This window comes from Arthrobacter cryoconiti, assembly GCF_020905375.1.
Taxonomy (GTDB): Bacteria; Actinomycetota; Actinomycetes; order Actinomycetales; family Micrococcaceae; genus Specibacter; species Specibacter cryoconiti.
This window is the reverse complement of sequence record NZ_JAJJBU010000003.1, coordinates 427,633-443,167: the sequence shown is the minus strand read 5'-3', so window position 1 is coordinate 443,167 and position 15,535 is coordinate 427,633. Positions and strand designations below refer to the sequence as shown.

Annotated in this window: 12 protein-coding genes; 1 reads left to right on the top strand and 11 read right to left on the bottom strand. The window is 60.9% G+C overall.

Annotated features, from left to right (window positions below; genetic code table 11):
- Positions 1-9: 9 nt before the first annotated feature.
- The 4 genes from LOH53_RS02080 to hutI all read right to left on the bottom strand — a co-directional run bounded on the left by LOH53_RS02080 (position 10) and on the right by hutI (position 4,471).
- Positions 10-972, bottom strand: a complete 963-nt coding sequence (locus tag LOH53_RS02080; protein ID WP_230066051.1) for a 1-phosphofructokinase family hexose kinase — start codon at positions 970-972, stop codon at positions 10-12.
- Positions 969-1,937: an ROK family protein gene (locus LOH53_RS02075; RefSeq protein WP_230066050.1), complete on the bottom strand. Its 969-nt coding sequence runs from the start codon at positions 1,935-1,937 to the stop codon at positions 969-971. Before LOH53_RS02075 ends, LOH53_RS02080 begins: the two co-directional genes overlap by 4 nt.
- Before the next feature lie 221 nt (positions 1,938-2,158).
- Positions 2,159-3,073 (bottom strand): SIS domain-containing protein, encoded by a 915-nt coding sequence (locus LOH53_RS02070; RefSeq protein WP_230066049.1) that lies wholly within the window; start codon positions 3,071-3,073, stop codon positions 2,159-2,161.
- 192 nt (positions 3,074-3,265) lie between these two features.
- The gene (gene hutI, locus LOH53_RS02065; protein ID WP_230066048.1) at positions 3,266-4,471 is read right to left on the bottom strand and encodes an imidazolonepropionase; all 1,206 of its coding nucleotides are present in this window, start codon (positions 4,469-4,471) and stop codon (positions 3,266-3,268) included.
- 135 nt (positions 4,472-4,606) lie between these two features.
- On the opposite strand from hutI, the gene LOH53_RS02060 reads away from it, so the two are divergent.
- Positions 4,607-5,248 carry a LysE family translocator gene (locus LOH53_RS02060; RefSeq protein WP_230066047.1) on the top strand — a complete coding sequence of 214 codons (642 nt, stop codon included), beginning with the start codon at positions 4,607-4,609 and terminating at the stop codon, positions 5,246-5,248.
- A gap of 73 nt (positions 5,249-5,321) precedes the next feature.
- On the opposite strand, the gene LOH53_RS02055 is transcribed toward LOH53_RS02060, so the two are convergent.
- The 7 genes from LOH53_RS02055 to LOH53_RS02025 form a co-directional block, all read right to left on the bottom strand.
- Positions 5,322-6,149 (bottom strand): M55 family metallopeptidase, encoded by an 828-nt coding sequence (locus LOH53_RS02055; protein ID WP_230066046.1) that lies wholly within the window; start codon positions 6,147-6,149, stop codon positions 5,322-5,324.
- A gap of 184 nt (positions 6,150-6,333) precedes the next feature.
- Positions 6,334-7,482, bottom strand: coding sequence for an o-succinylbenzoate synthase (gene menC / locus LOH53_RS02050; protein ID WP_230066045.1), 1,149 nt, complete (start codon positions 7,480-7,482; stop codon positions 6,334-6,336).
- A complete protein-coding gene (locus LOH53_RS02045; protein WP_230066044.1) occupies positions 7,479-8,267 on the bottom strand; it encodes a GNAT family N-acetyltransferase in 789 nt (262 codons plus the stop codon). Before LOH53_RS02045 ends, menC begins: the two co-directional genes overlap by 4 nt.
- Positions 8,264-9,466: a M20 family metallopeptidase gene (locus LOH53_RS02040; RefSeq protein ID WP_230066043.1), complete on the bottom strand. Its 1,203-nt coding sequence runs from the start codon at positions 9,464-9,466 to the stop codon at positions 8,264-8,266. The genes LOH53_RS02045 and LOH53_RS02040 overlap by 4 nt, the downstream gene beginning before the upstream one ends.
- Positions 9,459-12,872 (bottom strand): serine hydrolase, encoded by a 3,414-nt coding sequence (locus LOH53_RS02035; RefSeq protein WP_230066042.1) that lies wholly within the window; start codon positions 12,870-12,872, stop codon positions 9,459-9,461. Before LOH53_RS02035 ends, LOH53_RS02040 begins: the two co-directional genes overlap by 8 nt.
- On the bottom strand, positions 12,869-13,708 hold the full coding sequence (locus LOH53_RS02030) for an ABC transporter ATP-binding protein (RefSeq protein ID WP_230066041.1): 840 nt from the start codon (positions 13,706-13,708) through the stop codon (positions 12,869-12,871). Before LOH53_RS02030 ends, LOH53_RS02035 begins: the two co-directional genes overlap by 4 nt.
- Positions 13,705-15,534 (bottom strand): dipeptide/oligopeptide/nickel ABC transporter permease/ATP-binding protein, encoded by a 1,830-nt coding sequence (locus LOH53_RS02025; protein WP_230066040.1) that lies wholly within the window; start codon positions 15,532-15,534, stop codon positions 13,705-13,707. Before LOH53_RS02025 ends, LOH53_RS02030 begins: the two co-directional genes overlap by 4 nt.
- Position 15,535: the final 1 nt, after the last annotated feature.

The following is a 15,535-nucleotide window of genomic DNA, read 5'->3' as shown; positions in this document are numbered from 1 at the left end:
GAAAGGTCCTTAGTGGTTGGTGAGAATAAGTTGTTCGGCCAGTTCCCCATACCGCGAGGAAATCTCCCCCGCACCGGGCATCAGTACGGCAGCTGCGCTCCAGGCGGTGGCTCGGCGAAGGATTTCCCCCAAGTCGCTGACCCCGTTGGCTAGTGCGACGGCGGCCGCACTCACCGCCGCGTCCCCGGCACCTGTGGGGTTTCCGAGCAGCGGTTCCGGGAGTCGAGCTTTCAGGTAGCCTGCCACTCCGGCTTCAAACGCCAGCATGCCCTCTTCACCCACGCTGACAAGGACCCGTTGGGCGCCCAAGTCAATGAGTTTGCGCGCAGCCGTGACAATGTCAGATTCGCCCACGGCCGCGCATAGTTCGTGATTGTTGGGCTTGAGCAAGTCCGCCCCGGCCCGCGCCGCGGCGAGTATGCCACTGCCGGAGGTGTCGATGATGGCGGGCACACCCGCATGGTGAGCCAGCGTAACGAGGCCCGGATAGAAGTCCGCGGGGGCTCCCTCCGGCAGGGAACCTGAGCCGACCAACACGCCTGGCACCCTGACGCCGTCGGCCATTTGCTGCCCTGATAGCTGGTCAATGATCGCGGTGACTAAAGCCTGCCATTCGGAGCTTTGAAGTGCGGGACCGATTTCATTGAAAATGCTGGTGGCGTTGTTGCGAGTGTCCACCATGGCGATGCTGCGCCGAGTTGATACCGCCACGGGAATCAGGTGGTGCTCTATTCCGGAAGCCACCAAGTCATCTCTGAGCTGCACTCCAGAGAGGCCCCCCGCCGTGGCAAGAGCGAAGGTGGGGTGCCCCAACTGGTGGGCAACGCGGGAGACGTTGAGCCCTTTCCCGCCGGCACGGTAGAGCGGTGTGGGAACTCGGTGGGAGGTGCCCAACTCAATCCCGTCGACGGTGTACGTGACGTCAACGGCCGGATTGGGCGTTACCGTCAGGACTAAATTTCTTTCCTTCACAAGGTGCCTCCAGTCAGCAAGGTGCCTCCAGTCAGCAGGGAGCGGGCTTTCAACGCGGATCCGATGAGGCCAGCATTTTCCCCCAGTGAAGCGGGCACGTAATCAGGCCGGCGCTGGAAGGTCAGAAGTTCATCGACGCGCCGTGCGAGTGGAACAAATAAGTCGCTTCCTGCCATTGACAGGCCGCCGCCGAGCACTACTGTATTTGTTCCCAGCATCGCTACACATTGGGCAACACTGAACGCCAGTGCATCCACCGCCTCCGCCCAAATACGCACTGCTGTGACGTCGCCAGCGCGGGCACGCTCAAGGACCTGCCGCGCACCGCCAACCACCGTGCCACATGCTTCCCCATAGCGCCGTGCAATACCACCAGCGGAGGCCAACGACTCTAAAATGACGAGCTTCCCGTCGGGCCCCGGCACCAGCGCATGACCTACCTCCCCTGCATATCCGGCACCCTGGATCCGGTGTCCATCAGCAAAGAAAGCTCCCGCAATTCCGGTTCCAATCACCAGCACGGCGACATCTGATTTCCCGGTGGCAGCCCCTAAGTTAAACTCCGCTTCTCCGGCCATCGCCACATCGTGGCCGAAAGCTACCGGCACCCCTAATGCGGCGGTCAAGGTGGCAGTAAAGGGATAATTCTGCCACCCCAAATTAGCGGAATAGATGCCCACCCCGTTGATCTCATCGACGATCCCCGGGACTGTCACGCCCACGGCCGCGATCTTTTGCTGCGGGTGCGCCTGTGCGTACTCGTGGAACAGTTCCACGATTCGCGCGCAGACAGTATCTCCTGAACGGGCGCCATCCAACGGTGTGCGGTGACGTTGGAGGTCCAAGACCTCATGGCTGGCGACGCCAAGATCCCCGACCACCAACCCGACCTTCATATCAGTCCCACCGACGTCAAAGGCTAGAACGACCCCAGCATCCGAAGAGACGGGGACGCTGGGCATCATCTGTGAATTGTGCGTCAAAGAGTTCATCAATACGTAACTTTCGCAGGAAACAGGAGAAATGCCACGGTCATTTCCTAGGGTATGTTGCCGGAGCCAACCGAAGACCAACCCGGCGGCTCACGTTCGCGCGCAGACGTGATCCAGCCGGCAGGTTAGCTCATCGGCAGGCGAGCGAGAAAACTTGGCAGCATGCCAGCCAGCAGAGGCCAGCCTGCCAGCACTTATGAGTCGGTCAGAATCACGGAGCGGGTGAGGTTGCGGGGCAAATCCGGGTTCATGCCGCGAGCGCGGGCACGTTCAAGTGTGACGCGGTGGACGCGGGCCAGCTCAGCCAGCGGGTGCATGGTGGTGTTGATGTACAGCGCGCCGGTCTTGGCAACGTCCTTATCCAGTCCCTCGGGCTGATCACCAAACATCCAAGTAACACGGTTCGGGGCGGCGATGGAGATGGGGCCGTGACGGTATTCCTTCGCGGGGTAAGACTCTGTCCAGCCCTGCACTGCCTCGCGCATTTTCAGTCCGGCCTCGTTCGCCAGGCCAACTGTCCAGCCCGTGCCTAGGAACGTGAACTGCTCGGCGTCAATTAGCTCTTGCTCAACCGGGGCGCTGACCGCATCTTTGGCCTCTTCGACGGCTCCGAGAAGATCCATGCCCACGCTGGTTAGGAGGTATGCCAAGGCGGTCGTGGCAAAGCGTGTTTGAACGACGGACTTTTCATCCGCATAGGGAAGTTCGACGACGGCGTCAGCGAGGGTCCTGATTGACGAAGAAAGATCGCCCACCAGCGCGACCGTGTGCACAGTACCTTTAAGGGCCGTGAGGATTTCCAAAACTTCGGTGGTGGTCCCGGAACGGGTGATAGCGACAACGGCGTCATAACCGCGCTGCGCGCCCAAGAAAGCCTCGGACGCGGCGAACGCATCTGTGACTCCCTTGCCCGCCGTTTCACGGGCGGCTGCGTAGCTCTGGGCCATGAACCAGGACGTACCGCAGCCGATGACCGCAACCCGGAGGCCGTCAGCTGGCAAGAGCGATTCGCTCTTAGCCTGGGCAATTGCTGTGGTCCAAACCTGAGGTTGGCTCGTGAGCTCGGCTTCCATGAAGGGGCCAAGTTCGCTAACGGTGTTTTCACTCATCGTGTGGGTTCTCCTCTGGAAAAACGGCGTCGGCGCAATTTTCTGCAGGCGACACGTGCTGGCTAATTTATGCCAACTTTAGCACAAGATGATTGCAAGAGATATGAAAACGTCATCATCAATCACTATATTCGGTTTGGATGCCGCCCATCTTCCATCGTCCGGCCAATCCCTACGTCTCGCGAACAGTCCTCAGCGTTCGCGTAGTCCAGCACGCCACACGGCGTGTGTCAGTGGAATACCCGGCCGGTAGGCCAGATGGGTCGCCGACGGCGCATTGAGCATGTGCAGATCCGCGCGGTGCCCCACCGCGATGGACCCAACGGCACGTCGACCATCCAGGTCCACTCCCGTCTCCCGGCCCAACGCCAAGGCGCCGCCCCAAGTAGCTGCGCGGACAGCTTCCTGCACGCTCAGGTGCATCTGGAGGACCGCCGTCGTCACGCAATAAGCCATGGACGATGTGTAGGACGTGCCCGGATTGCAATTGGAAGCAATCGCTAGCTGGACGCCTGCGTCAAGCAAGCGCCGGGCAGGGGCCAAGGGCTGGCGCGTGGACAAGTCACAGGCTGGCAGCACTGTGGCGACGGTGCCTCTAGTTCCTGCTCCCCCATCCCAAGCCGACCAAGACCCGGCGAGGAGAGCAACGTCGTCGTCCGAAAGGTAGTTCACGTGATCCACGCTCGCAGCCCCAAATTCAACGGCCAGCGCCACCCCGGCACCTCGCCCCAGCTGGTTCCCGTGCACGCGAAGCCCCAATCCGGCATCGGCACACGCCTGCAGCACACGGCGAGACTGCGCCGGCGTGAAGGCACCGGTCTCACAAAAGACGTCGGCCCACTTCACATAGGGGCGCACAGCCCGCAGCATTTGCCCACACACCAAGTCCGTGTAGTCTTCCGGGTCAGAGCCGGCTGGAACCAAATGTGCCCCCAAATAAGTGACCTCGTCGGCCATGGAGGCGGCGATCCGAGCGCTGCGAGCCTCATTCTCCACGTCCAGTCCGTACCCCGTCTTCGTCTCAAGATAGGTGGTTCCCTGCGAAAGGGCCTCGGCCGCCCGGCCCAGAGCAAGCCGCGTCAGCTCGTAATCACTGGCGGCGCGGGTGGCATTCATGGACACGGCAATCCCGCCGGCGCTATAGCTTTCTCCCGCCATTCGGGCCTCGAATTCCGCCGTCCTGTCCCCGGCAAAAATTAGGTGGGAGTGCGAGTCAACCCACCCCGGCAGGAGAGCCCGGCCACCCGCATCGGTGACGGTGTCCGCGGCAGGCGCTTTTGCGCCATCACCAATCCACGCAATACGTTCCCCGTCCAGCACGACGGCGGCATTATGCACGGTGCCGACTTCTAGGTTTTGGGTCATCAATTCACCGATGTTGGTGATCAGTTCGCTCATGATTCCAGCGTACGACGCCGGGCGGGAGGCTTGGGCAGTCATCCGAGCCCTCCGTCTGGGATGGCAGATAAGTAATATTTCCGTTTATTTAGGTGATGGGGGGAAGCGGCGCCGACGATGCCGGAGAATAAGACCATGACTCTTGTTTCACTGCTTGCCTTCGCAGGCCTGTGTTTGATGCTGGCCCTCATCCCTGGCCCAGACACGTTTTTGGTCCTGCGGATATCACTGAGCAATGTCCGCTCAGGTATGGCTGCCGCCGCAGGTTCCGGTTCCGGGACGCTGATCTGGGCGGCCCTTGTAGGCTTTGGTCTGGCAGCCGTTTTAGAGCAATCCGCGCAAGCCTTCCGCTGGATTAAGATCGCCGGCGGCCTGTACTTACTGTATTTGGGCATCTCATCGTTCATGAAAGCACGCAAGGCAGCTAAAGAGGGTGCGCCCAGCGATGGCAACCAAGAGCCCCTTCGCTATTCCAAACGCAGTGCTTACGCATCCGGATTAGTATCCACGCTCCTAAATCCCAAGGTTGGCCTATTTTTTCTAGCCGTGGTTCCCCAGTTCATCCCGCACGGCGGGAACACACTGGCCATGGCGATGATGCTGGGCCTGACGCTGGGAATCATTGGAACCTTGTATCTTTTCAGTATTGCCATGCTCGCCTACAAGACGATGAAGTGGCTTCGCAAGCCCAAGGTGAACAAGGTCATTGAGCGCAGCAGCAGCGCCATCTTGGCGGTTTTGGGTGCCGGTGTCATGGCATCCGGCGCCACCAGCTGACCACCAGCGGGCCAGGCTTGAACACCAGCCACAGTTCGGGTTGCGCTCACTCGGGCCTTTCATGGTGCTTGGTTTAGCGCCGCACTGCGGCAGCAACCCCGGCGAGGCTGTAGCTAGTCATAATCATTCCTAGAAGGTCTTCCGTAGAGTCAACATCCCGGGCGATTGTCAGCGCCCCGATCCGTTTGACTCCTGGAACGGCTTCTACGAGCTCAGCGGCGATGGCATTTTGGAAACCGATCTCGAGCCGGAGACGATCCGGCACCACCAGCAACCGGGTCTTGTCCACACCCCGGACCGCCGCTTTGGCGCCTGCACGCACAGCTGCCCGGGCCAAGGTCGGGGAAAGACTGTTCGCAGCCATCACTCCGTGGGCTACCTTGACCTCAACCGTCCGTACTCCCGGGAAGGAACGTTCTGCGATACCGCAGATGACGTCGTCGCCGGTGACCAACCCGACGGGTACGCCCCTCGTTGCCGCAAACAATGCATTCACGGCCGCCTCCGAAGCAATCTCCCCATTGACCAAAAAACTGGTGAAGTAGCTCGAAAAAGTGTGGGCCAATACGCCTTCGGAACCTGCGGGGGCGTGGTAGCCGACGTACAGGGCTACATCAAAATCAGAGGTGAGACCCTCCGCCATGCAAAATGCTTTGGGTGAACCAAAAATGAGCCGGGCGCGGGGGTCTAAGCGCTCATGGAGAAGGTTGTCCATGGTTCCGTGGCTATCGTTGACCAAGACCTCCGTGGCGCCGCCTTCAAAGGCGCCTTCGATCGCTGCGTTGGTTTCCTGCGTCATCAGTTCCTGAGCGCGGGGATAGCCGGTGCCACCACGAAAAATCTGATCGAAGGTTGCCACCCCTGCAATACCTTCCATATCTACGGAAATATAAACCTTCACGACTTACTCCTCGCTATTGGCCACAGTTTTATGGACCACAGTTGACGGACCCGTGCAGTGCTGGCGGGTGATAGTTGGAATGCAGATGCCGGGGTGAAATACTTAATCAGGCGCTGCGTTGGCCCGCACCATGGGGTCTGTTTCGGTGGGCCTGTTCTAGCCAGCTTGTTCTAGCCGGCCTGTTCTAGTTAGCTTCTACAGTTACCGATCCTTGCGAGTATTTGGCTAGCATTTCCGGGATCGGCTCCACGCCCAGGCCCGGGCCTGTTGGGATGCGAATCTGCCCATCCTCAAGCTTGAAGGGCTCTGTGATGTCCTCGGTGTAGAAGCGGTCCGAGGCGGAAATGTCCCCCGGCAGTGTAAAACCGCTGAGCCCGGCCAACGCTGCATTGGCAGCACGTCCAAGACCGGTTTCCAGCATCCCGCCGCACCAGACAGCTTTTCCGTGAGCCTGGGCTAGATCATGGATCTTGCGTGCTTCCAGATAACCTCCCACACGCGCTGGCTTAATGTTGATGATTTCCACGGCGCCCAGGGCAATAGCATCGGCAGCTGACTTGGCCGAAACTATGGATTCATCCAGGCAGATGGGTGTGCGCAACATGCGAGCTAGTTGGGCGTGCTGGTACAGGTCATCATCGGCCAGTGGCTGCTCAATGAGTAGCAGGCCGTAATCGTCGAGTCGGCGCAACAGCGGCGCATCAACCAAGGAATAAGCAGCATTTGCGTCAACTTGAAGTAGTAGTTCCTCGCCGAACCGTTCCCGGACTGCCCGCACAGGGGCCAGATCCCAGCCGGGCTTGATTTTGAGTTTGATCCGCACATATCCCTGATCCACGTAACCGGCAACCGTGTCCAGCAATTCGGGAATCGTATCCATGATGCCCACGGACACTCCCGAGGGCACCATGGTGCGGGTGACCCCGAAGTAGTTGGCCAACGATTGACTCCGGCCGCGCAATTGTGCGTCCAGAATGGCCATTTCTACGGCTGCTTTGGCGATCGGGTTACCAATCACGCGGCGTAGAAAATGGGCTGTTGTCTCGGCTGTGATCTCGTGGCCGTCCGCCTGAGCGGCAAACAGTGCCGGAAGTAAATAGCGCCGCATCAGCTCGGCGCAGCCGTCCAGATACTCTGGTGAATAGTAAGGATCCGACAGACAAACGCATTCGCCCCAGCCGACGACCGGAACCAGCTCTCCGGCAGCATCCGGTGCCTTACCAACGACGCGCAGCAGCAGTGCCCGGCGTATGGTCTGGGTACCGAACGATGTCGTGAAGGGTGCCACGAGGGGCAAGTCCACTCGCAACAATTCAACTGACTCTATTTTCACGTTTCCAATGCCTCCATAATGTATATACCTGATTTGTCGAAGCCGGTGACATGCCAGCCTGCGGACATGCGGTCACCTAGCTGCCTGCGCAGGGCCAGGCGCCATCGAATGGCCTGCTCCGGGTCAGTAGTGCGCAAGTGTTCGATATCTGAAGGGACGCGCAAAGCTATCTTGCCGGCGTCGGCACTCTCCTCTACAGGTTCACCGTCAGGTCCACGATCCAGGACAAGCGGCAGACCCTGGGCGCTAAATGGACCTAGGCGGGGACTGTTCACCGACCATGATGCGAGCATCCTGTCACTGGCCTGACCGACGTTGACGTTATCCGACATGGCTCCGTAGAAGTTCACAACGTATTCGGTGGCCGCAGCACCTAGCCGGGAAATATTGAAATAGGCGTTGCGGGCCACCAATGGATCGAACGTCCACGTGATGGTGGAGATTCCACGCGCCATACACCAAAGACGCTGGTGTTCCTTCAGCTCACGTCCCACCCCTTGTCCCACCTGATCGGACCGGACACCGGCGATGTGGGAATGCAGTGTCCCTCCCGCCGGGGCAGCAAAGAAGCCCACACAGGTACCGACCATCTCATCATCACGGAAGACTCCCACCACGTAATTTCCGGCGTGGGCCATAGCCACCAACAGAGCCGGATCGAATCTGCTGCTAGCGTCGCCCTGCCAGATGGAATCCAGCAGCTGGTTGGCTTGGATCATCTCCGCCATGGTGTGCAGTTCCCGGAATTCAGCAGCCACGGCAATCGTCCCTAAAACCTCGGTCATGGTTCTTCCCCACAGAGCAGTGACTCGATCAGGGCCGCCAGCAGCGCCGTCCGTCCGGCGATTGGCGCAAGCAGAGCGTGTTCACCCACGGCGTGGGCTCCCCCGCCGACTGCTCCTAGACCGTCAAGAGTCGGCACACCTAGCCCAGCCGTGATATTCCCGTCTGAGGCCCCTCCAACGGCGACGCAAGTTAGCTCCGGCAGCCCGAGTTTTTGCGCCGTCGTGCGGGCCCGTTCGTAGAGTGACGCCGACGATGACTCTTCAAGCGGGGGCCTATTGATTCCGCCGTGGAGCTCCAGGGTTGCGCCGGGCAGCACGGCAGCGAGGCTGCGAAGCCCTGCGTCCACCCGCTCAAGTTCTGCCGCAGTCCACGCCCGAACATCTATGGTCAAAGAACCCTTGGCGGGCACAGTGTTCATGGTGGTCCCTGCCGTCATGACGGTTGGAGTCACGGTGGTTCCGGGACCACTCAAAGAAGCGACGGCGAGCACTTGGTGAGCCAGCTCGACTGCTGCATTGATGCCGTTTTCCGGTTCCAACCCGGCATGTGCTGCCAGGCCGTGCACGTCCAGCCGGTATGAGCCCACGCCCTTGCGGGATGTCTTCAGCGCCCCTCCCGGTGCCGCGGCTTCCAGCACCAAAACGGCATTGCACAGTGCAGCCTCGGATTCAATGAGGGTACGGGAACTTACCGATCCCGTCTCTTCATCTCCCGTGACAAGGATGCTGACGCCATCCAGGGCAGTTCCCTGCTGAGCCAGAAGCGATAACGCATGCATGGCTTGGACCAATCCGCCCTTCATGTCAAAGACGCCGGGACCAAAGAGTGCCTCTTCGCCTTCCCCGTCCCCGTTTGGGGTTGTCAGCTTCTGCGAACACACCGGGGCGCTCCCCCAAGAGCCGATGGGCCACACCGTGTCATGGTGGCACAGCAACAAAACCCGGGGCGGACCCTCGCCTAAGCGCCAGCGTAAGTGAGCGACGCCGTCGACGTCGAGGCGCTCGGCAGCAACACCCAGCAGCCTCTCCCCCAAAGCGGAGACAGCCTCAGCGCTTGTGGCGACTGCCCCGACGTCGGAGGACGGAGACTGGACCTCCACCAAGGCGCGAATATCGCAGATTATCTGGTCTAAACGTTCCTGTGCGGCGAGGCGCAGATTCACATTCGCCGCAGCTGTTTTCGACGCGGCGCTACGCATTGACGCTCACCTCAGGGTAAGCACGGGTTCCAAAGTGCATCAGGCGGGTGTCGCCAAACGTCTCAAAAGTGACCCTGATCCAGTCCATAGTCCCCGGAAAGAGTGCACCAAGGACGCCGGGACCTGAGGAAACCAGTTTAAAGATTTGCGGCCCATCGGGACCCTCAAGTCCACTGGTGTTTGTGACTACAGCATGCCAAGTTCTGTCCTGCCCAGCGCCAGCTTGCTCAGCACCGGATTCGGCGGCATCAGCTTGCTCTGCAACAGCTTGCTTGGCATCAGCTTGCTTGGCATCAGCTTGCAACACCTGGATCCGCATGCCGGCCGCCTCATACACCCCGGCGTACTCGTGGATCGCCGTGGCTACCCCGTTGGACGGTTCGGGCGTATAAGCGGCGGGCATCACAGCCCCGGCCAACACGGCGGCAGCTTCGGCGAACAATTCCCCAGAGACCTTACCCACCTGGCCACCGTTCACGGACAGGAATAACACCAAGCCCTGTTCCGGGAACAGTTGCAGGTAGGAATACTGGCCAAAGGTGGCTCCGTCATGGCTGATGGTTGGCACGCCGCCCCAGTCCTGCAAGCACCAACCCAGTGCCCAGGCGTCAGCCTGCGTGCACGCGTGGCCCATGTCCACTTGGCTTTCCAGCATTTGTGCCAGTTCGCGCTCCGGGAGCAGTGCCGTGCCGCCAGAAAGGAAACTGCGCCCATAGGTCATGGCGTCATCGGCACTGGAGGTGACACCGCCAGCGGGCCCGTTGCCACGCGGGACCGCGAAAATGCTGCTCGGCGTGTTGGCGCCGTCCTGATCAATATGGCCGACGGCGAAAACGTGCGACACCGTGTCTTCAGCCAAGGTGGTGGTATCGGTCAACTCCAGCGGCGCATAAATGTACTCTTCCAGTGCTTGGTCCCACGTCATCCCGCGCAGTACTTCCACGACCCGCCCTGCGATTGTCAGGCCCGTATTACAGTATGACCAGGTTGCCCCGGGTGGGAAGATTTGCGCGGCAGTATCCAAGGATTCAACGAACTTAGCGACGCTGTCATCCCCACGGCCTGTGTCGGTGAAGATGTCTCCGTCTATCCCACTTGTGTGGGTCAGCAAATGGCGCATCGTCACCGTTGCCGCAGCGGACTCGTCCGAGAGACGCAAGCTTGGCAGCACATCCCGAACAGGGGCATCGAGGTCAAGTTTTCCCTCCGCAACCAATTGGAGGACAAGAGTAGCGGTCCAGGTTTTACTGATGGAACCCAGTTGGAACAACGCCGCCGGCGTGACGGCTTGTCCGGTATTCGTGTTGGTGACCCCGGCAGCCACGACGATTCGTTCCTCGCGTCCAATTCCGGGAGTGGCGGTGTTGCTGCGCAGTATGCCGAATACCGCGCCAGGTACCTGGTACTTCGCGATGACCGTCTCGAGGCGGTGTTGCCAGTGAGCGGCATCCAGCTCGGGAGTTCCCCCCTTTTCAGATGAGGGGACGTGGCGCTCTAACCAGTCAACCAGCCGGTTGCTGTAGTCGATTTTGTGGTTGAGGTTCCCGTTGAGGAGAAATGCGTGCCCTGCCCCGGGGTAAAGGACCAGCCGGGTATCCACGCCATTGACGCGCAACGCTGCAAACCACTGTTCCGCTTGGGCGACGGGACAGTCAGCGTCGTTCGTGCCATGGAGGATCAAGGTAGGCGTGGTGACCTGCTCGACACGTGTGATCGGAGAAAGTTCGGCGGCCCGTCCCGGGATGCCCGAGAGCTCCAATTTGTCCAAGTAGACCCCGCTGTCCGACGCTCCGGCGCAGTGCCTCAGGTCTGCAAGGAGCCCGCCCGCCACGGCGGCCGCAAAACGGTTTCCAGCGCTGGTCAGCACGCAACAGGCGAAACCACCATAGCTGTAGCCCGTGAGCGCCAAACGGTCCGGATCCGCTACACCCTCGACGACAAGTTGATCCACCGGTTCCATCAGGTCGTTGTAGTCGGCGACTCCCCAACCATCCACGACGCCGCGCATGAAGTCCTCCCCGTAGCCGTCGCTGCCGCGCGGATTCAGCAACAGAACCGTCCATCCACGGGCGGCTAGTACCTGGTGGTAAGGGTGAATAGAGTTCGCCACTCCAGTCCAGGCGTTATGCGGACCTCCATGGACATCCAGCAGCAGCGGGGTCGGACCCGTGATGGCGGAGTCGCGGATCAGCCAACCCGCCACCGTGCTGCCGTCTGAGATGGTGAAGCGGCGCGGTTCCTGGACGAATAGTTCCACCCCGGGCAGGGACGTCGCACCATGCTCCGTGCGGACATCCAGTGTCCCATCTGGGCCAATCAAGGCGATCTCACCAAAGAGTTCCGCAGTGGCCACCGCCATGGCGGTGCGCCCATTTGAGTGGGACAGCCCAGAGATCACCAGATGATCAGCGTTGACGAGTGCCACGCAGCTCCCGTCAGGGGTGATCGAATACAGGTGGGTGTTACCACCGTCGCGCAAGCAAAACAGGATGTTGCCTTCTTGTGTGAGCTGCGGGCGGCCGCCGGGGTAGCCGGTTCCGCCGGGCATGACATTGCGGTCCAGCGAGTCTGTCAGTGCCGCATCCAGCAGTTCCGAGTCGAGCTGGAGGCGCCAGAGTCCGGCGTTTCCAATTTTTGGGGTGGCCATGCCCACCGCGATCACAGATTCCCCATCCGCGTCCCACACGAGGGGACCTGCAACAAAGGACGCCTGACCCACACGGCGCGGCTTGAGTTGCGGATCGGCCAAGTCTAGACACCACGCGTGGCTGGTCAAGGTCAGGTCACGGTCGTGATCGCGGGCGGCGGTGAAGGCTAGTTTTTGCCCGTCCGCGGACACCGCTGGCTCACCAGCATTCCAGTCCCCGTCGGTGAGTTGACGGGCGGCACCGGTGAGTGTGTCTAGGGCAAAAAGGTGATGGCGGGTGTTTCCGTGGTAGCCGACGCCGTCGCTCTTGAAATCGATGCGATCAGTGACGATCGGCGCATTTGCAGGCCCGGATGTGCCGAAGTCGATGGGCCCGCTAAAGTACAGGGTGTCATCAACCGGTGCCCATACAGGCGTGCCCGCCCCGAGCGGGAATCGGCCCGCATCCGTCAACGGTTCCGGCTCCCCGCCGTCGGCCGGAATGCGCCAGATCTGGGCGGGCTGTCCATCAACGGAACGCAGAAACGTCACAACCGTACCGTCCGGCTTCCAAACCGGTGAAGAATCCACGCCGGACGACGTCAGCTTTCGGGGCGAACCGCCGTCGGCGGCCACTAGCCATAGGCTGGATTCGGGCGTACCCCGCAGTTCATCAGCGCCCGTGAGCGTGTACGCGATTGCGGTGCCATCCGGGCTGAGCGCGGGCTGCGACGGCAGAACGAGCCGGGCTAGATCAGTGGGATCAAATGTACGTTTCACGGTGCTCCTTGAGGTATCGGTTGGCTCATGTTTTCGTTGCCGCCAGTAGCGAACAGCGCGTGACCCATGCGGGGCACAGCTGCTAACAATTTGCGGGTGTAATCTTCGCGCGGGTTCTGCAGGACCTGGTCCACACCGCCCTGTTCAATCAAGCGACCGGACTTCATAACGGCGACGGAGTCGCACAGGTACCGCACTACCGCCAGATTGTGGCTGATGAACAGCACGCTGAAACCTAGTTCCGCCGCCAGTTCCTTAAGAAGGTTCAGCACTGAACCCTGGACAGAGACATCCAGGGCCGAGGTGACCTCGTCAGCAAGGATGACGCGGGGCTCTGCGGCGAGCACGCGGGCCAATGCCACACGTTGGCGCTGACCTCCGGATAACGTCGCCGGCATCACGGCCGCATAGGAAGCCGACAGGTGCACGGACTCGAGCAGGCGAGTCACCTCCGCGGCACTCCCGTTCCGGCACAGCCGCTCGCCCCGCCTGCGTGCCGCAGTTTCCAGGGCTTCGAGCAGAGACTGGCCCACGGTGCGACGCGGGTCCAGACAAGCGTAAGGGTCCTGAAAAACCATCTGTACGCGTTGGCGCGCAGCCGCTCTGGCACCCCGGGCATGAGAAATCGGATCCCCGTCTAGAAGGATCGTGCCGGTCACCGGCTCACACAAGCCAACGGCGGCCCGTGCCAGCGTTGATTTTCCCGATCCAGATTCACCCACAAGCCCAACAATGCTCCGTGGTGGCACTATCAAGTTCACGTCATCAACGGCTAGAAAGCTATGACGACCCCGTCCGAACCGGACGCTGACATTGCGGAACTCTAATTCACTCATGAAAGTACCTCCTCCAGTTCTTCTCCACGCGCCGATGGGCCAGCTGAAAAGTCCATGCCTTCAGCGATGGTGGGCATCGGCAAACTTCGGTCCGTGTCCATGTCCGGCACGGCTGCCAATAACGCCCTGGTGTAAGGATGTCTGGCTTTGCCCGCAAGTAATTCCGCCGTCGGCAAGTCCTCGACAAGCTGTCCCTGATACATGACCAGGACACGGGTACACAGACCCGTCACCACAGCCATGTCATGGGAGATCATCAAGATTGCCGCTCCGGTGTCATTGTGGACGTCGTTGAGTACGCTCAACACCTCTCGCTGAACGGTCACATCCAACGCGGTGGTGGGCTCATCCGCAATGATCAGAGCCGGGCTTCCCATCAGACCCATGGCGATCATGACCCGTTGGCGCATACCACCGGATAGTTCGTGCGGATGCTGGTGGGCCCGCTTGGTGGCCAGAGGGATTTTGACGTCCTCAAGACGACGCACCGCCTTTGCCCATGCGGCTCGACGGCTCAAACCTCCGTGGAGAAAGCCTGGCTCCGCCACTTGGGTGCCCACCTTCAAGGCCGGGTTGAGGGAGGACATGGGGTCTTGAAATACCATGGCCAGGCGGGTTCCTAAGAGCCTCTGAATTTTTCGTCCTGAGGACCCGGGCGGCCGACGCTCACCCTGCAGGAGGGGAACGCCGTCGAACTCCACCAAATCTGCGCAGACACGCAGAGGGTACTCAACCAGACCCGCAGCAGCCATACAACTGAGCGACTTCCCTGATCCGGACTCACCCACCATGCCCACCAATTCACCACGGGCCACGCTAAAGGAAATGCCCTTGACGGGCTCAAACCAGCCCGCGTCCGTGGGGACTGCTACTCGCAGATTACGCACACTCAGCACCTTGTCAGCGGTGCCAGCATTCTGCGCAGCGACGGCCGTGGCATCGTTCGCGAGGATCTTGGCGAAACGCCATGGCCGCAGCCGGGACGATGGCCCCGGATTCACACCAGTAGCGCGGGCGATCGTCTCCCCGGCCAAGGTAAACGTGATGCCGGCAAGAACGACGGCGATCCCTGGTGCCAGGGCTGTGGCTGGGTTGACGAAAATCCTCCCCAACCCTTCACTGAGCATTCGGCCCCAGTCGAATTCAGGTGGCTGCACGCCCAGACCTAGGAAGGAGAGACTGGCGAAAGCAATCAATGCCCCGCCAACGGTGACCGAGGCATTAACAATCAGCGGCCCCGCAATATTGGGCAAGATGTGCCGGAACACCACTTTGGACTTACCAACGCCGAGGATTCTGGCGGCGGCAACAAAGTCCCGACCGTCCACGGAGGAAGCCAGCGTATGCGTGAGGCGGGCATAAGCGGGGACAATGGAGAGCCCGATCGCCAACACTGCGCCCAAGCTTCCTTGACCGAAGATGACAGACAGGAAGATGGTGATCAGCAGTCCCGGGAAAGCGATAGCAAAATTAAACACAGCCACGACGAAGCGCCCCGCCCGTGCAGGGAGCACTCCCGGCAGCAATCCGAAGAGGACACCGGCAACGATCCCGAAACCACTGGCTGCCAGGGCCATCAACACGGAAAGTCGCGTGGCTACCAGTGTCCTAGCGAGGACGTCACGGCCAGCCGCGTCAGTTCCAAAAAGATGTTCCGGGGTGGGCGGCTGTGACAAGGCGAGCAAGTCGGTAGCGCTAGCCCTTTCGCCCCAGATAATGGGTCCCAGTACGGCAGCGACCGCTACCACGGCCAGGCCCAGGACTGCTGCAATACCGGTGGGTGAGAGCAGCGCACTGGCCCAGCGTCGGGCGGATTGAGAGGCCATT

What these genes read in the sequence shown, in the direction of transcription:
- LOH53_RS02075 (WP_230066050.1), bottom strand. Translation starts at nt 1,937, where the DNA reads ATGATGCCCAGCGTCCCCGTCTCTTCGGATGCTGGGGTCGTTCTAGCC.
- LOH53_RS02070 (WP_230066049.1), bottom strand. Translation starts at nt 3,073, where the DNA reads ATGAGTGAAAACACCGTTAGCGAACTTGGCCCCTTCATGGAAGCCGAG.
- hutI (WP_230066048.1), bottom strand. Translation starts at nt 4,471, where the DNA reads ATGAGCGAACTGATCACCAACATCGGTGAATTGATGACCCAAAACCTA.
- LOH53_RS02060 (WP_230066047.1), top strand. Translation starts at nt 4,607, where the DNA reads ATGACTCTTGTTTCACTGCTTGCCTTCGCAGGCCTGTGTTTGATGCTG.
- LOH53_RS02045 (WP_230066044.1), bottom strand. Translation starts at nt 8,267, where the DNA reads ATGACCGAGGTTTTAGGGACGATTGCCGTGGCTGCTGAATTCCGGGAA.
- LOH53_RS02040 (WP_230066043.1), bottom strand. Translation starts at nt 9,466, where the DNA reads ATGCGTAGCGCCGCGTCGAAAACAGCTGCGGCGAATGTGAATCTGCGC.
- LOH53_RS02030 (WP_230066041.1), bottom strand. Translation starts at nt 13,708, where the DNA reads ATGAGTGAATTAGAGTTCCGCAATGTCAGCGTCCGGTTCGGACGGGGT.
- LOH53_RS02025 (WP_230066040.1), bottom strand. Translation starts at nt 15,534, where the DNA reads ATGGCCTCTCAATCCGCCCGACGCTGGGCCAGTGCGCTGCTCTCACCC.